The sequence below is a fragment of the Lysobacter sp. F60174L2 genome (assembly GCF_052547135.1).
Genome location: NZ_JBQWRA010000001.1, coordinates 764,033 through 783,912, shown reverse-complemented (window position 1 = coordinate 783,912; position 19,880 = coordinate 764,033). Strand labels below are relative to the sequence as shown.

Genomic DNA, 19,880 nt, shown 5'->3' with positions numbered 1-19,880 from the left:
CCATGCACTCTAGGGGCTGTTGGCCGGCGGTTGCGACTTCGACTCGTTGCGCAACCGTGCGCGACGTTGCTCGATGCGGTTGCGGATCGCCTCCATCTGGGCCTGGTCGGCGGCCGGGGCGGGCGCGGCATCATCGACCCTGGCCGGGGTTGGCGCGGATGGCGGGGGCTCGACCGGGACGCGGTCGTCGGGGGCGTCGAGCTGGGTCGGCCGCTCGCCGCCGATGCCGTCGTACACCCGCAGTTCCAGCGTCCGCTGGCCCTCGGGGCCCTCGAACACCGCGCTGCGCTCCGACAGGCCGACCAGCCGCCAGGCCGGATGCGATTCCGGCGTCTGGTCCAGCTTGACCCGCGCCGGCATCCCGCCATCGGCCGGCTGCAGGATCGCCAGCTTCAGCCGCGGCGTGATCAGCACGCTGGTCAGCACGTAATTGAACCCGTCCTGCTCCTCGGCGTCGCCTTCGCCCTGCAGGAAAAACGGGTGCGGCTTGCGGTCGGCGGAAAGCAGGGGGCGGGCGACGATGCTCCCGTACTGGCCGAGTGGTCCCAGCCGCAGCGGTGGCGGCGTCCGCGCCGGCGGCAACGGCTTCAGCAGCGAGGGGTCATCGGGCAGCGGCTCGACCCGCCCGCCCATGCCCGCGACCGCAAGCAGCCAGACCGCCAGCGCCCAGCCTGCAACGCCGGCAAGCAGCCAGCTGCGCGGACCCGCATCGTCAAGGCGCACGGGCAGCCTCCAGCGGCGGCGCGAGGTAGCCGTACAGGTCGAACGAGACGTCCAGCCCGCCGGTGCCGTCCGGCTGCGCACCGCGTCCGGGGCCGGCGTACATGCGCTGGGCGAGGATGTTGAGGTTGCCGATGAACAGCCGCGGCGCACCGCTTTCGAGCGAGTGCAGCACCGCGGCCAGCTCCGGGTTGCCGCAGCGCAGCCGCACCTGGACGACCACCCGGGCGTAACGCTCTCGGGTATTGGCATCGAGCGGCGAGCGGTTGCTGATCGCGCAGCTGCGATTGCCCGGGCTGGCCTGCTGGACCACGGTTTCCAGCCGCTGGATCAGGCTGGCGGTGGCCAGTTCGGGATTCGACTCGGGCAGGAACCCGGGGCGGTCGCCCTGCTGCGCCCGCAGCTGCTGCAGGCGTTGCTCGATTTCCGGCGCCTGCTGCAGTTGCATCCGCAGCCGCAGCTCGCGCTGCTGCAGCGCCTCGATGCGTTCGCCCGCCTCGCGCATCGGCACGCTGAACCAGGGGTGCACCAGCACCGCATAGGCCAGCGCCAGTGCCGCCAGCAGCAGGCCCAGGGCAAGCCAGCGGTCGCGCCGGCTGAACGCGTCAACCGGCCGGATCGGTGGCGTCATCGCCGGCCTCCGGGGGTTTGGTCGCCGCGGGCGTCGGCTTGGCCAGTTTGGCGACCAGGGTGAAACGGTCGCGACCGCTGTCGGGGTCGGGCTGCAATGCGCCCGCGAGCGCCGGCGACTGCCACAGGCCGGTGCCCTGCAGCTGGCCGATCAGCGCGGCCGCCTCGCCACTGAGACCGATCAACAACATCTGCTGGTCGTCGATCGAGAGTTTTTCGAGGTAGGTGCCATCGGGCAGGCGCCGGGTCAGCTCATCGATCACCTCGATGCTGGTCGGACGCTGCGCGCGGGCGCGGTCGAGGAAGGCCTGGCCTTCGATGAGCTCCATCAGTTCGCCACGTTGCGCCGCGGCCTGCCGGCCGGCGTCGGCGCTGCGCGCGATCTCCTGTTCGAACGCCTCGGCGGCGTCGCGGCGGTTGTCCAGCAACTGCCACAGCAGCGCGGCGATCGCGACGACGGCGACCGCGGCCAGCGCGAGGTTCCAGCCGGCCCACGGATCGCGGTGGCGGCGGCGCTGCGACGGCGGCAGCAGGTTGATCCCGAGCGGCAGGCCGTCGGCGGCGGCCAGGTCGACCCCGGCGAGGGTCGGCGTCAGCGGTCCCAGCGCGGCAAGCTGCGGGTCGAGCACGGCGCGCGGCACCGCGACCAGTTCGGCATCGACCTGGCCATCGCCGTCGCGACGGCCCAGCACGCGGGCGTCGTAGGCCACCGCGTCGGCGGTGAACGGGGTCTGCCGGTCGATCTCGAAGCCGACCACGTCGCGCAGGCGGTCGGCGGCGGCGGCCGGCAGGCTGATCCGGCGACGCAGCCCCTGTGCCGGGGCGAGCAGCAGCCAGCGCGGCAGGTCGGCGATGCGGGCGTCGAGCAGGCGCGCCAGCGGATCGTCGGTCGTCGGCGCGCCCTCGGGAAGCGGTGGCAGCAGCGGCAACCGGCCGAGATCGCGCAACTCGCCCGCACTGTTCAGGCGCAACTGCAGCTCGTCGCCATCGCGTTGCAGCAGCAGGCGGCCCCGGTCGAAACCGAGCACGCGCCGCCAGCGCAGCGGCAGCCACGATGCCAGCGCACCGCCCCACCAGCGCAGGAAGCCACCCGCGCCGGGTCCGAGTCGTGCACCGATGTGACCCAGGCGACCGCCCAGGCTGCTTCCGAACAGGCTCATCGTGGTGAAGCTCCCTCCTCCCAACGCAACGCCGTATACGCCATCCCGGTGACGCCACCGTCTCCCGCGCGCACTACGACCCTCAGCAGCGACTGGCGCCCATCGGCGAGCCGCGCAAGGCTGTCGATACTATACGTACCGCTGCCGGTTGCGCCGGGAAAGCCGGCTGCCGGGTCCAACTGCCCGCGCGCCGCGACCAGCGCCTCGCCGTCCAGCCCGATCGCGGTGAGCACCGGGCCCGGCGCGAATTCCGGGTCCGGCCGCGGCAGGCCGCTGTAGACGGTGACGTTGGGTTCGACCTGCGCGTAGACCTCCGGGCTGAAGCCGAGTACCTGCTGCAACTCGGCGATGCTTTCGAACGCGGCGTCCTTGGCGCCGTAGCCACGCCCGGCCGATGCGTAGTCGCGGTCCTCGGCGCCGCCGGCGGCCTGGGTCAGCTGGTCGGGGTCGCGCCAGTCGATGACCGCGGCCGCCAGCCGCCCCGCCTCGACCTGGTCGAGGCCAAGCGCGAGCAGCAGGTTGGCCAGCACGGTGGCGTCGGCCTGGTTGAGGTCGATCTTGCCGTTCTCGTCGACGATCCGGACCTCGACCTCGGCGCCACCGTAACGCCACCGGTACGGCTGGCCGTTGGGCTGCCACTGCAGGCGCGGATTGGCCAGTTCCACCCGTGTCAGGGCGTACTCGACCCCGGCGCGGGCGGCGCCCTGGGCGACAAGCCCTCGCACCAGCACATGCCCCTGCAGCCGTTCGACCCGGGCCACCATCGCGAACCCGCCGACCAGCGCTGTCAGCAGCACGATCAGCCACAGCACCAGCAGCAACGCGGCACCGTCGACGCGCGGGCGGGATGCGGCGCGCATCAGAACCCTCCCATGCCACTCGCGGTATCGCGCGCGAGCGGCGGCGCGACCACCAGCGGCGGCCATTCGCGGCCGTCGGCGTCGGTCAGGGTGACTTCGACCATCAACGGCAACTGCTCCGCGGCCGTCCAGTCGTCCTGCCAGTCGGACAGTCCGCCGTCGGGGTCGGGGCCGCGGTAACGGAAGCGCGCGGATTCCAGCCCATCGACCAGCGGTTCCGGCGGACGCGGGTCCGGGTCTTCTATGGTCTCGCCGGCGAGCACCAGCTGGAGCACCAGTTCGATGCGGACGCCGTCGCCGTCGTCCTCGATGCGGAAATCGTGCAGGTAGGGCCCGCCGCGACCGAGGTAGTCCGGCAGGTCGGCGACGAAGCGCATCCGCCCGGATTCGCCGATGAAACGTTGCGGCATCAGGCTGGCCTCGTCGGTGCCGAACGCGATCGGCCGCGCCGCGACCAGGCGCTTGCGCAGGAACCCCTCGACCGCCCGCATGCGCTCGCCACGCGCGGCCATGGCCTCGCCGGCACTGGCTGTGCGGGTCGCCGCGGTCAATGTCGAGAACGCGACCGCCAATCCGGCCGCCAGCAGCACCGTCGCCAGCAACACCTCGATCAGGGTGAAGCCGGCGGCCCTGGCGACAGGGCGCATCACCGCGACGCCACCTGCGGGCCGGGCGGGGCCAGCCGCAAGCTGCGCAACTGCAGGCGCTCGCGCGGGCCGGCGTCGCCCCACTGCACGGTCAGCACCAGTTCGTACAGTCGATTGCCGCCCGGTGCGACCGGACCGGTGACCGGCAGCCCGTCGGTCCACGGAGCGACCTGCAACGACCAGCGGTAACGACCGTCGTCGAACTCGCCGTTGCGCTGTCCCGGCCGCAGCGGTTCGCCGTCGCCGACGGTATCCAGCAGCGATTGCGCGTGCAGCGCGGCGCGACCGGCATCGCCGGACCAGCGCACCTGCCGGGTCGCGCCCGACAGCGTGCCGAGCAGCAGGCTCAGGGCCAGCGCGAGCAGCGCGAACGCGACGATGACCTCGATCAGCGAGTAACCCGCCTGTCCATGCCGCGACCGGGGCGAGCGGATCCTCACGGCGCCGCTTCCGCGCGCGCCAGGGTCACTTCGCCGGTAAGCCACGCCACGTCGATGTTCCAGGCCGCACGCTCGCGCGAGAGCTGGATCCGCCCGCCGGTCGCGGCACCGTCGTTGAAGAACATCACCGCGCCTTGGCCCTCGCTGGGTTGGACCTCGCGCGCACCGGTGAAACGCACCTGTAGCGCGCCGGGAATTTCGCCGTCATGGCCATCGGGCGCCTGCCAAGTCCGCGCAGCGGGGTCGATCACGAAACGTTGCGGCTGCCCGGTCGCGATCGCCCGCGTGCGGGTGAAGCGCAGTTCCGCGGCGATCTCCTTGGCGGCCGAGCGCAGTTCCATGCCCTTGATCCCGCCACTGAACGCGGCGGCCGCCAACAGGCTGGCGATCGCGATCAGGCTGACCACCAGCAGCATCTCCAGCAGCGAGACGCCGCCCTGCCCGCGCCTGCGCGCGGCGCGGTCACTCGTAGCGGATGTCGCCATCGACGCTGCTGCCGCCGACCTTGCCGTCCTTGCCGAGGATCACCAGGTCGAACGCACCGGCCTCGCCCGGGGTGCGGTACTCGATCGGGTGGCCCCAAGGATCGTTGAGTTCGGCCGCCTTCGCATACGGCCCGAGCCAGCCGGGCGCGTTGGACGGCTCGGTCACCAGCTCGTCGAGCGTGGTCGGCAGGCGGCCGGTATCCATCTGGAACGCCTCCACCTTCTGCGCCATCGTGGTCACCTGCGACTTGGCGAGGTTGGCCTTGGCGCGGTCGGCGCCGCCGAGCACGCGCGAGCCGACGAAGGTCAGCACCGCGCCGATCAGCACGATCACGATGATGATCTCGATCAGGCTCATGCCGGCCTGCTTCGCGGCGGAGGGGGAGCGGGTCAGGGAGCGCTTGTTTCGCATCGCAGTCGTCCGTAGTTGGAAGTCGGGGGAATACCGGGTTCAGCCTATCTGATTGGTCAGGTCGTACAGCGGCGTCAGCACGGCCATCACCACCACGCCGACCACGCCGGCCAGCACCACGGTGACGACCGGCACCAGCGCCGCCAGCATCCGGTCCAGCGCCAGCGAGGTCTGGTGCTCGAAGGTCTCGGCGGTCTTGACCAGCATCGCGTCGAGTTCGCCGGACTCCTCGCCGACCTGGATCATCTGCAACGCCAGGCGCGGAAAGCGCTTGCCGCGGCCGAGCGCGGTCGACAGCGCGACGCCATTCTTGACCTCGTCGGCGGCGGCGGTGACATCGGCGGCGAGCACGCGGTTGTCCATCACCTTCTGGGCGATGCCGAGCGCGGCCATCAGCGGCACTCCGTTGCGCACCAGGGTGCCGAGCGTGCGCGCGAGTCGCGCGGTCTCGACCTTGGCGAACAGCCCGCCGAAGAAGCGCCGCCGCAGCAGCCAGCCGTCGAGCGCCTCGCGGAACACCGGGTCGCGACGCTTGCGGTCGATCCACAACAGCAACAGCGCCGGCACCACCACCAGCACGATCCACCAGTCGCGCACGAACAGGCCGACGCCGAGCACGATCCGGGTGAACATCGGCAGCTCGGCGTCGAGGCTTTCGTACATCTGGGCGAACTGCGGCACCACGTAGCCGAGCAGGAACAGCAGGCTCAGTCCGACCATCACCAGCAGGATCGCCGGGTAGATCAACGCGTTGATCACGCGGCCCTGCAGCACGCGCGAACGCTCCAGGTAATCGGCCAGCCTGGCGAGCGTCTCGTGCAGGCTGCCACCGGCCTCACCGGCGCGGACCATGTTGACGTAGAGCCGCGAGAACGTGCCGTGCTGCCGCTCCAGCGCGGTCGACAGCGAGGTGCCGCCGCGCACCGCGTCGCGCACGTCGCTGATCACGCGTCGCGCCGCTTCGTCCTCGGGCAGTTCCAGCAGGATCGTCAGCGCGCGGTCGAGCGGTTGCCCCGCGCCGAGCAGCGTCGCCAGTTGCTGGGTGAACTGCACCAGCCGCTCGCCCGCGAACGGCTTGGGCTTGAAAAGGCCTTTCCACACCGACGCGCCGCCGCCCTCGCTGGCCAGTCGCGCCTCGACCGGCAGGTGGCCCTGCTCCTGCAGGCGCGCCGCGACCTCGGCGTTGCTGGCGGCCTCCATCTGGCCGTCGAGCATTTCGCCGCGCGCGTTGAGCGCCTTGTAGGTGTAGAGCGCCATGCGATCAGGCGTCCTCGGTCACGCGCAGGACTTCCTCGATCGTGGTCAGGCCGGCCAGCGCCTTGACGATGCCGTCCTCGTACATCGTGCGCATGCCGGCGTCGCGGGCGATCCGCTCGATCTCGCCCATGCCGGCGTGGCGCATCACCGCGCGACGCAGTTCGTCGTTCATGACCATGAATTCCATGATCGTCGAACGCCCCTTGTAGCCGGTCGGCGCCAGCGCCGAAGCACGCGGCCGATACAGGTGGATGTCGCCTTCGGGCTGGTAGCGGCGCAGGCCGAACTTTTCGATCTCTTCCGGCGATGCGGGGTATTTCTCGGCGTGGGTCGGCTCCAGCTTGCGCACCAGCCGCTGGGCGAGGATGCCGTTGACGGTCGAGGTCAGCAGGTAGTCCTCGACCCCCATGTCGAGCAGCCGGGTGATGCCGCCGGCGGCATTGTTGGTGTGCAGTGTCGACAGCACGAGGTGGCCGGTCAGCGCCGACTGGATCGCGATGCGCGCGGTCTCGAGGTCGCGCATCTCGCCGATCATGATGATGTCCGGGTCCTGTCGCACGATCGAACGCAACGCCTGCGAGAAGTCGAGGCCGATCTGCGGCTTGGCCTGGATCTGGTTGATGCCCTCGATCTGGTACTCGACCGGGTCCTCGACCGTGATGATCTTGACGTCCGGCGTGTTGAGCTTGCTCAGCGCGGTGTACAGCGTGGTGGTCTTGCCCGAGCCGGTCGGGCCGGTGACCAGCAGGATGCCGTGCGGCTGCTGCAGCACGTGCTCGAACTGCGGCAGGAACTCGTCGGTGAAGCCCAGCTTCTCGAAGTCGAGCACCACCGATTCGCGGTCGAGCAGGCGCATCACCACGCTCTCGCCGTGCGCGGTCGGCACCGTGCTGACGCGCAGGTCGAGCTCCCGGCCCTGCACCCGCAACATGATCCGGCCGTCCTGCGGCAGCCGGCGCTCTGCGATGTTGAGCCGGGCCATGATCTTGATGCGGCTGATCACCGCCGCGGTCAGGTTGACCGGCGGGCTCTCGCCGTCGATCAGCACGCCGTCGACGCGGTAGCGCACCTTCAGGCGGTTCTCGAACGGCTCGATGTGGATGTCGGACGCGCGCAACTCGACCGCACGCTGGATGACGAGATTGACCAGCCGGATCACCGGGGCCTCGGAGGCGAGATCGCGCAGGTGCTCGACGTCGTCGAGGTCGCTGCCCTCGCCTTCGGCGGTTTCGACAATCGCCCCCATCGCGCTGCGGCCCTGGCCGTGCCAGCGCTCGATCAGCTCGTCGATCTCCGAGCGCAGGGCGACGCTGGCATGGACCTCGCGGCCGGTCGCGAGGCCCACGGCGTCGAGGGTGTAGGTGTCCTGCGGATCGGCGGCGAGGATCGCGACGCTGCTCGCGGTCTCGGCGACGGGGCAGACCGCGAACTGCTTCATGAACCGGGTCGAGAGCGCCACGCCCTCGGGCGGCAGCTCCGGCATGGTCTTGGCACTGACCAGCGGCAGGTCGAGCACCTCGGCGACGGTCTCGGCATGGTCGCGCTCGGACACCAGCCCGAGCCGCGTCAGCAACGCCAGCAGGCTGCCGCCGGTTTCGGCCTGCAGCCGGCGCGCGCGACCGAGGTCGGCCTCTTTCAGCCGGCCCCTGGCGAGCAACGCGTCGACGATCCGGTCCTCGACCGGGTTGGCGTCGCCCGCACGACCGTCTCTCCGGCCGTCATCCGTGCCGCCCGCGATGGCATCTGCTGCTGCGTCCACACCGCCCTCCAAAGCCGTGAACGCCCGACTTTAGCAGCTGTCCGACGCTGATTTCCCCGTCAGCCGGCGAATATCCGGGCGTTGCGGAACATCCGCAGCCACGGCGAATCGTCGCCCCACTCGCGCGGCGCCCAGCTCAGGTTGGCGCTGCGCAGGGTGCGTTCCGGGTGCGGCATGAGGATGGTGGTGCGGCCGTCGGCGCTGCTCAGGCCGGCGATGGCGTCGGCGGAACCGTTGGGGTTGCCCGGGTACTGGCGGGCGGGCGAGCCGTCACCGTCGATGTAGCGCAGCGCGGTGCGCGCGGCGGTCCGGTCGAGGTTGCTGTCGAAGCTCGCCCGGCCTTCGCCGTGCGAGACCACCACCGGAATCCGCGAGCCGGCCATGCCGCGCAGGAACACGGACGGCGACTCGACCACTTCGAGCAGGCTAAGACGCGCCTCGAACTGCTCGCTGCGGTTGCGCAGGAACACCGGCCAGTGCTCGGCGCCGGGGATGATCGGCTTGAGCTGGCTGAGCATCTGGCAGCCGTTGCATACGCCGAGCGCGAAACTGTCGTCGCGGGCGAAGAACGTCGCGAACTGGTCGCGCAACGCGCTGCGTTCGAGAATGCTGGTCGCCCAGCCGCGGCCCGCGCCGAGCACGTCGCCGTAGCTGAAGCCACCGCAGGCGGCGAAGCCCTTGAAGTCGGCCAGTTGCACGCGGCCGGCGATCAGGTCGCTCATGTGCACGTCGAACGCCTCGAAGCCGGCGCGGTCGAACGCCGCGGCCATCTCGATCTGGCCGTTGACGCCCTGCTCGCGCAGGATCGCGACCTTCGGCCGGACGCCGGTGGCGATGAACGGCGCGGCGATGTCCTCGGCCGGGTCGAAACCGAGTTTCGGCACCAGCCCCGGCGCGTTGAAGTCGCGCGCGGCGAGGCGCTCCTCGTCGGCGCACTCGGGGTTGTCGCGCAGCTTCTGCATCGCGTGGCTGGTCGACCACCAGGCGTCGAACAACTCGTCCCAGCGCCACTCGGCCAGGGTGTCGCCGTCCTCGCGGATGCGGATGGTGGCGGCGGTGGTCGGCCTGGCGATGCGCTGGGCGCAGTCGATCAGGCCATGGCGCGCGACCAGGTCGGCGAAGCCGGCGCGGTCCTCGGCGCTGATCTGCACGATCGCGCCAAGCTCCTCGTTGAACAGGGTGCGGAACGGGTCCTCGCCCCAGCCGTCGAGGTTGATCTCCAGCCCGAGGTGCGAGCAGAACGCCATTTCGCACAGCGCCGCGAACGCGCCGCCGTCGGAACGGTCGTGGTAGGCCTGCAGCAGGTTGGCCTCACGCGCCTCGCGGATCAGTTCGAAGAAGTCGCGCAGGCGCTGCGGGTTGTCGAGGTCGGGCACGCCGGCGTTGCGGCGGCCGTCCTCGGAGGGCTGCCCGGCGAACACCGGCAGCGAAGTCTGCGGATCGCCATTGCGGCCGACCGCGTCGGGATGCACCTGCGCCAGCACCGAGCCGCCGAGGCGCTGCTTGCCGGCACCCAGGCCGATCAGCCACAACTCGGAATCCTCTTCGCGGTTCAGCAGCGGGGTCAGCTGCTGGCGTACGTCGAGCACCGGCGCGAACGCGCTGACGATCAGCGACACCGGCGACACGGATTTCTCTGGCTGCCCATCCGACTGCCACTGCGCCTGCATCGACAGCGAATCCTTGCCGACCGGGATGCTGAGGTCGATCTGCGGGCACAGCTCCAGCCCGACCGCACGGACCGCATCGAACAGCAGCGCGTCCTCGCCATCGTGGCCGGCCGCGGCCATCCAGTTGGCCGACAGCTTGATCCGGTCGAGCGACGCCACCGGCGCCGCGCACAGGTTGGTGATCGCCTCGCCGACCGCCATCCGCGCGGCGGCGGCGGCGTCGAGCAGGGCCAGCGGGGTGCGCTCGCCGATCGCCATCGCCTCGCCGGTGAAACCGTCGAAACCGGCGAAGGTGATCGCGCAATCGGCCACTGGCACCTGCCACGGCCCGACCATCTGGTCGCGCGCGGTCAGGCCGCCGACGCTGCGGTCGCCAATGGTGATGAGGAACTGCTTGGAGCCGACGGTCGGGTGCGCCATCACCCGCAGCGCGGCATCGTGCAGGTCGAGCCCGCTCCAGTCCAGCGACGGCCACGGCGCGTCGTCGGGACGGCGGGTGTCGCGCTGCATCTTCGGCGCCTTGCCGAACAGCAGGTCCATCGGGAGGTCGATCGGCCAGTTGCTGTTGGCTCCCTCTCCCGCTTGCGGGAGAGGGCTGGGGTGAGGGCGCGCGGAGTGGCCGGTGGCGTCTTGGGCGGCGTTTCGCGGGCCCTCATCCGCCCTGCGGGCACCTCGCTCCGCGCCCCCGCCTTCGCACATAGCGCTCAGGCGCTCATCGTCGCGCGAGCCATGGCTCGCAAGCGCTCCTCTTCGCCCCGCAGGCGGGAGAAGGGAATCGGCTGCGGCTTCGCCGTAGACGGTTTTTATGGTGGCGCCGTAGCCGACCACCAGCCGCTCCTCGGCGGTGGCATGGCCGACCACCGCGAACGGGCAGCGCTCGCGTTCGCAGATCGCGGTGAACTCGGCGACGCGCTCGACCGGCATGCCGAGCACGTAGCGCTCCTGCGACTCGTTGCACCACAGTTGCATCGGCGACAGCGACGGGTCGTCGGTCGGCACCTTGCCCAGGTCGATCACGCCGCCGAGGGCGGAGTCGTGCAGCAGCTCCGGGATCGCGTTGGACAGGCCGCCGGCGCCGACGTCGTGGGCGCTGGCGATCGGGTTGGCTTCGCCGAGCGCGACGCAGCGGTCGATCACTTCCTGGCAGCGCCGCTCCATTTCCGGGTTGTCGCGCTGGACGCTGGCGAAGTCGAGCGCCTCGTGGCTGTCGCCGGAGGCGACCGAGCTGGCCGCGCCGCCGCCGAGGCCGATCAGCATCGACGGCCCGCCGAGAACGATCACGGCATGGCCGGGCTTGAGGCCGAGCTTCTCGACCTGGCTGCGGTCGATCGCGCCGAGCCCGCCGGCGAGCATGATCGGCTTGTCGTAGGCGCGCGCATGGCCGCCCTCGTCGAGCTCGAAGCTGCGGAAGTAGCCGGTCAAATTCGGCCGGCCGAACTCGTTGTTGAACGCGGCCGCGCCGATCGGGCCGTCGAGCATGATTTCCAGCGCCGGCGCCATCCGCGGGTTCAGCGCGCGCGGCGCCTCCCACGGCTGCGGCAGGGTCGGGATGCGCAGGTGCGACACCGAGAACCCGCACAGGCCGGCCTTGGGCTTGCCGCCGCGGCCGGTCGCGCCCTCGTCGCGGATCTCGCCACCATTGCCGGTGGAGGCGCCGGCGAACGGCGAGATCGCGGTCGGATGGTTGTGGGTCTCGACCTTGATGCAGAACGCCGAGTCGACCACTGCTTCGGCGCGATAGCCGCCGGTCGCGGGGTCGGGGCGGAAGCGCTGCGACGGGTAGCCGGCGACCACCGCGGCGTTGTCGCTGTACGCCGACAGGGTGTTCTCCGGCGTCTGCGCGTGGGTGTGCTTGATCATCTTGAACAGCGAGGTGGTCTGCTCGCGGCCGTCGATGGTCCAGCTGGCGTTGAAGATCTTGTGCCGGCAATGTTCGGAATTGGCCTGCGCGAACATCATCAGCTCGACGTCGGACGGCTCGCGGCCGAGCGCGGCGTAGCGCTCGCGCAGGTAGGCGATCTCGTCGTCGGCCAGGGCCAGGCCGAGGCGGCCGTTGGCGGTTTCCAGATCGTCCAGCGCGATCCGCTCGAGCTCGCCGCGTGCCGGTACCTGGAACAGCGCGGCCGCGTCGTCGCACGACGCCAGCAGCGACTGTGTCATCGGGTCATGCAGGACCTTCGCCAGCTCGCCCTGGGTGGCGGCATCGGCCGGCCAGCCGGCCAGGTCGTAGCGGGTGCCGCGTTCGACCCGCTGCACCGGCAGGGTCGCGCCGTGCAGCAGCTCGGTGGCCTTGCTGGCCCATGGCGACAGCGTGCCAAGCCGCGGGGTGACGTAGCGCGAGACCGCGCCGTCGGCGCGCGGCGCGGCATCGGGCTCGGCCTGCAGGATCCGCCGCAGTGCGGCCTCGTCCGGGGTGGCGCCGGCGTCGGGTTCGACCCAGTAGACCGGCCATGCGTCGAGCAGGCGGATGTGCGGATGGACGGACTGGAGGCGGGCTTGCAGGCGTTCGCGGCGGAACGCGGACAGGGCGGAAGCGCCCTCGAGGACGATCATGTCCGGGGAACCGTTAGTCGACGGGGCCGGCTATTGTAGGGCAGTCAGGCGCCGGCGGCCCTGTTGTCCGCCGCCAGCTTGTCCAGCGCCTCGCGCAGGGCCTTCGGCGGCACGTAGCCACCGAGCTGGGTGCCGTCCTCGGCCAGGATCATCGGGGTGCCGGTCAGGCCCGCGCGCTGGCCGACGTTGTACTGCATGGTCACGGTATTCTTGCAGTCCTTGTCGATGACCTTGCCGCTGGTCTTGGCCTCGGTCAGCGCCTTTTTGCGGTCGCTGGCGCACCAGACCGAGACCATCTTCTCGAAGTCCTCGCTGCCGATGCCCATCCGCGGGAACGCGAGGTACTCGACCGCGATGCCCTGCGCGTTGTACTCGGCGATCTCGCTGTGCAGCTTGCGGCAGTAGCCGCACTCCACGTCGGTGAACACGGTGACGGTATGCACCGGGTTGGGCGGCGCGAACACGATCCGCTCGCTCTGCGGGATCGTCGCCAGCAGCTTGGTGCGCATGCCGGCCAGCGCGGCCTCGCTGAGGTTCTTCTTCGCCTGCGTGTCGAACAGCGCGCCGCCGGCGCCGGGCAGAAACAGGTAGCGGCCGTCGTCGCTGACGTACACCACCTGGCCGCCGACGATCGCCTCGCGGAAGCCCGGCAGTGGGGCGGCGGTGACGCTTTCGACCTCGACGTTCGGGTTGAGCTGGGCGATCGCATCCACCGCGCGGGCGTCGGCGGTGCCGGCCGCGGGCTTGGCCGCGGCCGGCGCGGCGGCGGCAGCCGGCGTGGCCTGGTCGGCCTGCGGGGTCTTGGCACAGGCGGAGAGGCTGATCGCGCCGAGCGCGGCGACGAGGAGGATGCGCTTCATCGGGTGTCCTGGAGGCGGGGGCGGTGTTCGACCGTCCCGGTAGGGGGAAGCCGCGATTGTTGCATGCGCCGGCTGTACGCCCGGCCCCGGCCGGAATTGCTAGCCGCGCGGGTGGTGTTTCGCGTGCAGTTGCTTGAGCTGCTCGCGCGCCACCAGGGTGTAGATCTGGGTGGTCGACAGCGAGCTGTGACCGAGCAGCATCTGCAGCGCACGCAGGTCGGCACCGTGGTTGAGCAGATGGGTGGCGAAGCTGTGGCGCAGGCCGTGCGGGCTGATCCGCGCCGGGTCGATCCCGGCCACCGCCGCGTGGCGCTTGACCAGTTGCCACAGCTGCTGGCGGCTGGGCGCCTCGCCATCGGCACCGATGAACAGCGGCGCCAACGCGCGCTTGCCGGCCAGTTGCGGCCGCGCCTGCGCGAGGTAGCGCTCGACCCAGTGCTGGGCCTCCTCGCCCAGCGGCACCAGCCGCTCCTTGCTGCCCTTGCCCATCACCCGCAGCACGCCCTGGCGCAGGTTGATCGCGGTCGCCGGCAGGTTGGCCAGCTCGCTGACGCGCAGGCCGCAGGCATACATCAGTTCCAGCATGGCGCGGTCGCGCAGGCCCAGCGGGGTGTCGACGTCGGGAGCGGCCAGCAACGCCTCGACCTGGCTCTCGGCCAGCGCCTTGGGCAGCGAGCGCGGCAGCCGGGGCGGGTCCAGCAGCGCGGTCGGATCGTCATCACGCCCACCACGGCGCACCTGCCAGCCAAAGAACGCCCGCAACGCCGACAGCAAACGCGCATTGCTGCGCGGCGAATAGCCCTCGCGCATCCGCCAGGCCAGGTAGGCGAACAGCGCCGCGCGGTCGGCGCCAGCCAGGCCGCCCCCATCGCCATCGCGCCAGCGCGCGAAACCCGCGAGGTCGCGCCGGTAGCTGTCGAGGGTCGGCTGGGCGAGGCCGTTCTCGGCCCAGATCGCATCAAGGAAGGCATCGATGACGCGGCTGTCGGCCTCCGGAACGGACGGAAGCGCCATGGCGGCCTGGCGGCGGTCGGCGGGCGTGCGGGAACTCATCCGGAAAGCTTAGTCGAATGGTCGGGGCGGCCTGGACTGCGGAGTTGCGCGTGATTGAATCCTGTTGGAAGCCGGGAACGGCAGTACGCAATGCACCGGCAACGGCCCGCCGCGCCGGCCGTATCGAACGGCTGCTCTAAACTGCCCGCCGCTGCCTCCACTTCCGGCCCAGATGAGCGATCCCACCCCATCCGAGACCTCGACCCGCCCTGCCGCACTGATCGGCTGGCGCCTGCTCGCGCTGTTCTACGACCTCTGGCCGGTGCTCGCCTTGTGGATGGTCGCCGGCACCGTTTTCGCGGTCGGCTACACGCTCGCCGGGCACGACCGGCACCAGAACATCGCGCCGTTCAGCCCGTTGCAACTGGCGTTGTGGGCAGTGTGCTGGCTGCTGGCGGGGGGCTACGCGCTGCTCAGCTGGCGCCGCGGCGGCCAGACCCTCGGCATGCGCCCGTGGCGGTTGCGGGTGGTCGGCATCGACGGCACGCCGGCCGGCTACCGGGAGCTGGGCTTGCGCTATGCGGTTGGCACGGTGTCGCTGCTGCTGGCCGGGCTGGGCTTCTGGTGGGCGTGGTTCGATCGCGACCGGTTGACCTGGCATGACCGTGTGAGCGGGACGCGGATTCGTCGGGAGCCGAAAGCCGGCTAGAAGGAACATCATCGCTGTTGGGGGGTCGGTCGCGACGAGTACGCGAGATACAAAAAACCACCTTACGCGATGGAGTCTGTCGCGCAGGAGGCGGCCGGCGGTGGCATTGCTCCAGCCCTTCATCAGGGCCGCTCCGCGGTCCGGCCCGGCGCAACGCGCCGGGCGTTCGCGCAGGCGCGCGGCAGTGCCGCGCAAACCGCCTGCGCTCACCCTGCCCTGAGGCGGGCCGCGGGCCATCCATGGCCCGCTTTTCCGCAATCCCACCACCGGCCACCTCCTGACCAGCTGCCCTGCGGTAGTGCAAGGAGAGCAGCTCCGTTGTAGGAGCGACGTAAGTCGCGATTTCTCTGCTATCCGTGGTTGCCGTGCGTTCGCGACTTACGTCGCTCCTACAAAAGGCGTGTTTGCTCGCGACTGGGAGATGTCAGCGATATTCGCAACAGCAATGTTTCGCTCCGCGAATGGCAAGTCGCGAGCCCGCAAACCAAGCCCGAAACCGCAAACTCACAAATCGCGACGCGGCGTCCTGTCGGGGTGTTGCGGCGAGTGCGCCATGGATGGCGCACGGCCCCGACTCGGGCCATGGATGGCCCGACGGAGGGGCGGAGACAACACCCCGGCAGGGCGGCGCCTCTCTCCCAAAGCCGCGAACCCCGCACCGTTGCTCTTGCTCTTGCTATTGCCGTTGCGGTTGTTCGTGTTGCTGCAGTCGTTCTTGCTGTTGCTATTGCGGTTGCCCTGACCGTCGGCGTCGCCGTCGCGGCCCAGCCAACTCAACCCGACCGCTTCTTGAACAGGAACACCGACACCGCAATCATGATCAGCGTCGGCAGCGCGTACGCGACGCGGAAGTCGAACTTGAACGCACTGGCCATCTTCACGAACTGCGTCTGCAGCAGCCAGAACCCCAGCGCGAACACGATGCCGATGAACAGCCGCTTGCCCAGCCCGCCACTGCGCAGGCTGCCGAACGCGAACGGGATTGCCGCCAGGCACAGCGCCAGCACGTTGAGCGGATAGAACCACCGCCCCCAGTAGTGCTCCTCGTACTCGCTCGCATCCAGCGCGTTGCGCACCCGGTACTGGATCGCATCACGCAGCTCCGCCGCACTGAGATAACGCGGACGATCGATGTCCGCACTCAACGCCGTCGCATCCAGTTGCGACTCCCAGCGCTCCTCGGCCACCTTCGACTGGCTCACCGAATCGGGCCCGAACGTCGTCCGCGTGACGTCGCGCAGCAGCCAGCCACCCGGGCGATGCTCGGCCACCTTCGCCAGCGCCAGCGACTCCAGCCGGCCGTCGTCGTCGAACTCGTACAGCCGCACGTCACGCAACTCCAGCCACTTGTCGGTGCCGTTGTCGTGCTCCTCGCCGCCCTCGGCATTGAGGATGATGTCGCCCTCGCGCGCCCACACGCCCGAATACTGCGCGACGATCAGGTTGTCGGAACGCGACGACGCCTTCAGCGCATCGGCCCGCCGCTGGCCCCACGGCCCCAACGTCTCGCCACTGACCACCATCAGCAGCGTCAGGACCGCCAGCGCCACCGCGACGGTGACGCTGAGGCGCCGGCGCGACAGCCCGATCGCGCGGAACGCGGTGAGTTCCGAAGTCGCCGCCAACTGGCCCAGCGCCATCAGCGAACCGATCACCGCGGCGGTCGGGAACAGCGTGTAGGCCCGCCGCGGCACCGTGTAGAGCATGTACACGATCGCCTCGGTGACCCCGTAGTTGCCCTCGCCGACGTCGCCGAACTCGGTGAACAGGTTCAACATCACGTCGAGCCCGAGCAGCACCGCCCAGGTCAGCAACACGGTGCCGATGACGACCTTGCCGAGGTAGACATCGTGGATCTTCGGGAACGGCATCATGGCGTCGCCCCCTGCGGCCCGGCCTGGCGGGGCTGGCGCGAACGACGCATCCGCCCGTCGGTGAAATACAGCCACAACGCCAGCGCCAGCAGCGGCAGCACCAGCCACCACAGGCCCAGCGCCACCGGGATCCGGCCACTCTCGAGCCAGTCGGTGCCCATCAGCATCATGTCCATCCCGACCAGATAGGCCAGGAAGCCCATCATCACCCGGCCGTAGCGGGCCTGGCGCGGGGTGCTGCGGGCCAGCGGGATCGCCATCAGCGCGAACGCCAGGGTCAGCAGCGGCGGCGCGATCCGGGCGTGCAACTGGGCATGGGCGGCCGGGCGCTCGTCGCCGAGCAACTGCCGGGTCGGCAGGATCTCGGGGTCTTCCGGGTCGTAGCGCGAATCGCCGGCCGGCAGGCGCACCTCGTTGCTGGCGTAGCGCATCAGCCGGTAATCCAGCCCGCCGTCACGCGGCCCCTCGACCTGGAAGCCCTCATCCAGGGTCAGGTAACGCTCGCCGCTGTCGTCGACCGCGAGCGAGCCGGTATTCGATGTGGTGACGTCGAGCCGGTCCTCGGACTGCCGATAGATGAAGATCCGCCGGAACTGGCTGCCATCGGTCGACATCGCGCCGACGTAGACCACCCCGCCGCCGCCCGGGATTTCGGTGAAGCTGCCCGGCTCCAGCCCCGACACCACCAGGTTGCGGTTGGCCTCGTGGATCATCTGCCGCGAGATCCGCTCCGCCATCGGTCCCAGCCACAGCGAGCACAGCCCGACCACCAGCACCACCGGCACCACCAGCAGCAGCACCGGCTTGAGCAGTCGCCGCGGGCCGACGCCGATCGAGGCGATCACCGGCATCTCGGAGTCGCGATAGAGCCGGCCGACGCCGAGCATCAGCCCCAGCATCAGCGCCAGCGGCAGGATCAACGGCAGCCAGTTGAGCAGCACCAGGCCAAGCTGGGCCAGCATCAGCCCCGCCGGCAGGCGGCCGGAGGCGATGTCCTTGAGCACGTCGGTGATCACCCCGCCGACGCTGACGATCAGCAGGATCACCAGGGCGGCGAAGGTCGACTGGGTGAATTCGCTGAGCAGGTAGCGGTCGAGCTTGGGCATCGAGGTGCGGATTCCGGGAGTGTGCGGACGGGGCTGCGGGGCTGGACTTGGCAGGTGGGGCGCGGCGCGGGCGTTCGGAAACCGCAGGGGCTTGCTTTAGACTCACTGGTTCGTTCGAGCCCGACCCGTGTACCGGGCGGCGACCGCGCCCGGCGCGATCCGACCCGCATTGTCACCCGGATCGGAGGTTTTCGCCGCACCGGCGCCACCGGCCACGGGTTCGAACCATCCTTTCACAACCCCCCGGAATCTGTTGCATGGCCCTCGAATTCGACCTGAACCGCGACGCTGCGACCACCGCCCAGGTGGATTGCGTTGTCGTCGGCGCGTTCGCTGACAACACCCTGACCGCCGCCGGACAGGCGCTCGACGACGCCAGCGGCGGCCGCATCGGCAAATTGCTGGCCCGTGGCGATGTCGGCGGCAAGACCGGCAAGACCGCGCTGCTGCACGACCTCGACGGCGTCACCGCGCCGCGGGTGCTGGTGATCGGCCTGGGCGATGCCGCCAAGTTCGGCGTGCCGCAGTACCTCAAGGCGGTTGGCGACGCCGCCCGCGCACTCAAGACCGGTCCGGTCGCGCATGCGCTGTTCACCCTCAGCGAGGTGCCGGTCGCCGGCCGCGACGGCGCCTGGGCGATCCGCCAGGCCGCGATCGCCGCCGACCACGCCTGCTACCGCTACAGCGCCACCCTCGGCGCGAAGAACAAGAAGAAGGACGGCGAGCCCGGGCTGCGCAAACTGTCGATCAGCGGCGACGACAAGACCGCCCTCGCCCACGGCCAGGCGATCGCCGCCGGCGTCGCCTTCGCCCGCGAACTCGGCAACCTGCCGCCGAACGTCTGCAACCCCGCCTACCTCGCGCAGCAGGCGCAGGAATTCGCCGGCCGCTTCGACAACACCAGTTGCGAGGTGCTCGACGTCGCCGCGATGGAGAAGCTCGGCATGGGTTCGCTGCTCGCGGTCGGCCGCGGCTCGGCCAACCCGCCCAAGCTCATCGCGCTGAAGTACGACGGCGGCGGCGACGCCAAACCCTACGTGCTGGTCGGCAAGGGCATCACCTTCGACACCGGCGGCATCAACCTCAAGACCCAGGGCGGGATCGAGGAGATGAAGTTCGACATGTGCGGCGGCGCGACCGTGATGGGCACCTTCGTGTCCGCGGTCGGGATGCGGCTGCCGGTCAATCTCGTCGTGATCGTGCCGGCGGTCGAGAACATGCCCGACGCCGACGCCTACCGCCCGTCCGACGTGCTGACCAGCATGTCCGGCAAGACGATCGAGGTCGGCAACACCGACGCCGAGGGCCGGCTGATCCTGTGCGACGCGCTGACCTACGCGCAGAAGTACCAGCCGCAGGCACTGGTCGACGTCGCCACCCTGACCGGCGCCTGCATGGTCGCGCTGGGCAAGTACGCCTCGGGCCTGATGAGCAAGGACGACGACCTCGCCAACGAACTGCTCGCCGCCGGCGAGAACGTGTTCGACCGCGCCTGGCGCCTGCCGCTGTGGGACGAGTACCAGGGCATGCTCGACTCGACCTACGCCGACGTCTACAACATCGGCGGCCGCTGGGCCGGCGCGATCACCGCCGGCTGCTTCCTGTCGCGCTTCACCGAAGGCCAGCGCTGGGCGCACCTGGACATCGCCGGCAGCGGCAGCGACGACGGCAAGCGCGGCATGGCGACCGGCCGCCCGGTCGGCCTGCTGAGCCAGTGGCTGCTCGACCAGGCCGCGAAGTAACTC

At 70.5% G+C, this 19,880-nt stretch carries 17 protein-coding genes; 2 read left to right on the top strand and 15 right to left on the bottom strand.

Translation table 11 applies throughout. The annotated features are described in order from the left end of the window. Nucleotides 1-9 precede the first annotated feature (9 nt). The 13 genes from ACT9AS_RS03510 to xerD form a co-directional block, all read right to left on the bottom strand. The gene (locus ACT9AS_RS03510; protein WP_445098722.1) at nucleotides 10-723 is read right to left on the bottom strand and encodes a type II secretion system protein XpsN; all 714 of its coding nucleotides are present in this window, start codon (nucleotides 721-723) and stop codon (nucleotides 10-12) included. Continuing rightward, a complete protein-coding gene (gene gspM / locus ACT9AS_RS03505) occupies nucleotides 713-1,351 on the bottom strand; it encodes a type II secretion system protein GspM (RefSeq protein ID WP_445098721.1) in 639 nt (212 codons plus the stop codon). Before gspM ends, ACT9AS_RS03510 begins: the two co-directional genes overlap by 11 nt. After that, nucleotides 1,326-2,510 carry a PilN domain-containing protein gene (locus ACT9AS_RS03500; protein ID WP_445098720.1) on the bottom strand — a complete coding sequence of 395 codons (1,185 nt, stop codon included), beginning with the start codon at nucleotides 2,508-2,510 and terminating at the stop codon, nucleotides 1,326-1,328. The genes gspM and ACT9AS_RS03500 overlap by 26 nt, the downstream gene beginning before the upstream one ends. Then, nucleotides 2,507-3,370, bottom strand: a complete 864-nt coding sequence (locus ACT9AS_RS03495; protein WP_445098719.1) for a general secretion pathway protein GspK — start codon at nucleotides 3,368-3,370, stop codon at nucleotides 2,507-2,509. The genes ACT9AS_RS03500 and ACT9AS_RS03495 overlap by 4 nt, the downstream gene beginning before the upstream one ends. Beyond that, the gene (locus tag ACT9AS_RS03490; protein WP_445098718.1) at nucleotides 3,370-4,017 is read right to left on the bottom strand and encodes a prepilin-type N-terminal cleavage/methylation domain-containing protein; all 648 of its coding nucleotides are present in this window, start codon (nucleotides 4,015-4,017) and stop codon (nucleotides 3,370-3,372) included. The genes ACT9AS_RS03495 and ACT9AS_RS03490 overlap by 1 nt, the downstream gene beginning before the upstream one ends. Further along, nucleotides 4,017-4,457 (bottom strand): type II secretion system protein XpsI, encoded by a 441-nt coding sequence (xpsI, locus tag ACT9AS_RS03485; RefSeq protein ID WP_445098717.1) that lies wholly within the window; start codon nucleotides 4,455-4,457, stop codon nucleotides 4,017-4,019. The genes ACT9AS_RS03490 and xpsI overlap by 1 nt, the downstream gene beginning before the upstream one ends. Next, nucleotides 4,454-4,942, bottom strand: a complete 489-nt coding sequence (gene xpsH / locus ACT9AS_RS03480) for a type II secretion system protein XpsH (protein WP_445098716.1) — start codon at nucleotides 4,940-4,942, stop codon at nucleotides 4,454-4,456. Before xpsH ends, xpsI begins: the two co-directional genes overlap by 4 nt. Next, entirely contained in the window at nucleotides 4,920-5,354 is a 435-nt protein-coding gene (gene gspG, locus ACT9AS_RS03475; protein WP_445098715.1) for a type II secretion system major pseudopilin GspG, read from the bottom strand. Before gspG ends, xpsH begins: the two co-directional genes overlap by 23 nt. A gap of 39 nt (nucleotides 5,355-5,393) precedes the next feature. Then, the gene (gene xpsF, locus ACT9AS_RS03470) at nucleotides 5,394-6,611 is read right to left on the bottom strand and encodes a type II secretion system protein XpsF (RefSeq protein WP_445098714.1); all 1,218 of its coding nucleotides are present in this window, start codon (nucleotides 6,609-6,611) and stop codon (nucleotides 5,394-5,396) included. 4 nt (nucleotides 6,612-6,615) lie between these two features. Then, nucleotides 6,616-8,349, bottom strand: a complete 1,734-nt coding sequence (gspE, locus tag ACT9AS_RS03465) for a type II secretion system ATPase GspE (protein ID WP_445099024.1) — start codon at nucleotides 8,347-8,349, stop codon at nucleotides 6,616-6,618. A gap of 80 nt (nucleotides 8,350-8,429) precedes the next feature. Continuing rightward, nucleotides 8,430-12,593, bottom strand: a complete 4,164-nt coding sequence (gene purL / locus ACT9AS_RS03460) for a phosphoribosylformylglycinamidine synthase (RefSeq protein ID WP_445098713.1) — start codon at nucleotides 12,591-12,593, stop codon at nucleotides 8,430-8,432. Nucleotides 12,594-12,637: 44 nt separating this feature from the next. Continuing rightward, nucleotides 12,638-13,453, bottom strand: a complete 816-nt coding sequence (locus tag ACT9AS_RS03455) for a thioredoxin fold domain-containing protein (protein WP_445098712.1) — start codon at nucleotides 13,451-13,453, stop codon at nucleotides 12,638-12,640. A gap of 99 nt (nucleotides 13,454-13,552) precedes the next feature. Beyond that, on the bottom strand, nucleotides 13,553-14,506 hold the full coding sequence (gene xerD, locus ACT9AS_RS03450) for a site-specific tyrosine recombinase XerD (protein ID WP_445098711.1): 954 nt from the start codon (nucleotides 14,504-14,506) through the stop codon (nucleotides 13,553-13,555). A gap of 172 nt (nucleotides 14,507-14,678) precedes the next feature. Between xerD and ACT9AS_RS03445 the strand changes: the two genes are divergently transcribed. Further along, nucleotides 14,679-15,155, top strand: coding sequence for an RDD family protein (locus ACT9AS_RS03445; protein WP_445098710.1), 477 nt, complete (start codon nucleotides 14,679-14,681; stop codon nucleotides 15,153-15,155). Between the two features lie 773 nt (nucleotides 15,156-15,928). Here ACT9AS_RS03445 and lptG read toward each other — a convergent pair. Beyond that, the gene (gene lptG, locus ACT9AS_RS03440) at nucleotides 15,929-17,029 is read right to left on the bottom strand and encodes an LPS export ABC transporter permease LptG (RefSeq protein ID WP_445098709.1); all 1,101 of its coding nucleotides are present in this window, start codon (nucleotides 17,027-17,029) and stop codon (nucleotides 15,929-15,931) included. Beyond that, on the bottom strand, nucleotides 17,026-18,135 hold the full coding sequence (gene lptF / locus ACT9AS_RS03435) for an LPS export ABC transporter permease LptF (RefSeq protein WP_445098708.1): 1,110 nt from the start codon (nucleotides 18,133-18,135) through the stop codon (nucleotides 17,026-17,028). Before lptF ends, lptG begins: the two co-directional genes overlap by 4 nt. A gap of 257 nt (nucleotides 18,136-18,392) precedes the next feature. On the opposite strand from lptF, the gene ACT9AS_RS03430 reads away from it, so the two are divergent. Then, nucleotides 18,393-19,877, top strand: a complete 1,485-nt coding sequence (locus ACT9AS_RS03430) for a leucyl aminopeptidase (RefSeq protein ID WP_445098707.1) — start codon at nucleotides 18,393-18,395, stop codon at nucleotides 19,875-19,877. Nucleotides 19,878-19,880 lie beyond the last annotated feature (3 nt).

Coding starts and splice junctions, on each gene's coding strand:
- ACT9AS_RS03495 (WP_445098719.1), bottom strand. CDS start 3,370: ATGCGCGCCGCATCCCGCCCGCGCGTCGACGGTGCCGCGTTGCTGCTG.
- gspM (WP_445098721.1), bottom strand. CDS start 1,351: ATGACGCCACCGATCCGGCCGGTTGACGCGTTCAGCCGGCGCGACCGC.
- ACT9AS_RS03430 (WP_445098707.1), top strand. CDS start 18,393: ATGGCCCTCGAATTCGACCTGAACCGCGACGCTGCGACCACCGCCCAG.
- lptF (WP_445098708.1), bottom strand. CDS start 18,135: ATGCCCAAGCTCGACCGCTACCTGCTCAGCGAATTCACCCAGTCGACC.
- ACT9AS_RS03500 (WP_445098720.1), bottom strand. CDS start 2,510: ATGAGCCTGTTCGGAAGCAGCCTGGGCGGTCGCCTGGGTCACATCGGT.
- ACT9AS_RS03455 (WP_445098712.1), bottom strand. CDS start 13,453: ATGAAGCGCATCCTCCTCGTCGCCGCGCTCGGCGCGATCAGCCTCTCC.
- gspG (WP_445098715.1), bottom strand. CDS start 5,354: ATGCGAAACAAGCGCTCCCTGACCCGCTCCCCCTCCGCCGCGAAGCAG.
- xerD (WP_445098711.1), bottom strand. CDS start 14,506: ATGAGTTCCCGCACGCCCGCCGACCGCCGCCAGGCCGCCATGGCGCTT.
- lptG (WP_445098709.1), bottom strand. CDS start 17,029: ATGATGCCGTTCCCGAAGATCCACGATGTCTACCTCGGCAAGGTCGTC.
- xpsH (WP_445098716.1), bottom strand. CDS start 4,942: ATGGCGACATCCGCTACGAGTGACCGCGCCGCGCGCAGGCGCGGGCAG.
- ACT9AS_RS03490 (WP_445098718.1), bottom strand. CDS start 4,017: ATGCGCCCTGTCGCCAGGGCCGCCGGCTTCACCCTGATCGAGGTGTTG.
- ACT9AS_RS03445 (WP_445098710.1), top strand. CDS start 14,679: ATGAGCGATCCCACCCCATCCGAGACCTCGACCCGCCCTGCCGCACTG.
- purL (WP_445098713.1), bottom strand. CDS start 12,593: ATGATCGTCCTCGAGGGCGCTTCCGCCCTGTCCGCGTTCCGCCGCGAA.
- xpsF (WP_445098714.1), bottom strand. CDS start 6,611: ATGGCGCTCTACACCTACAAGGCGCTCAACGCGCGCGGCGAAATGCTC.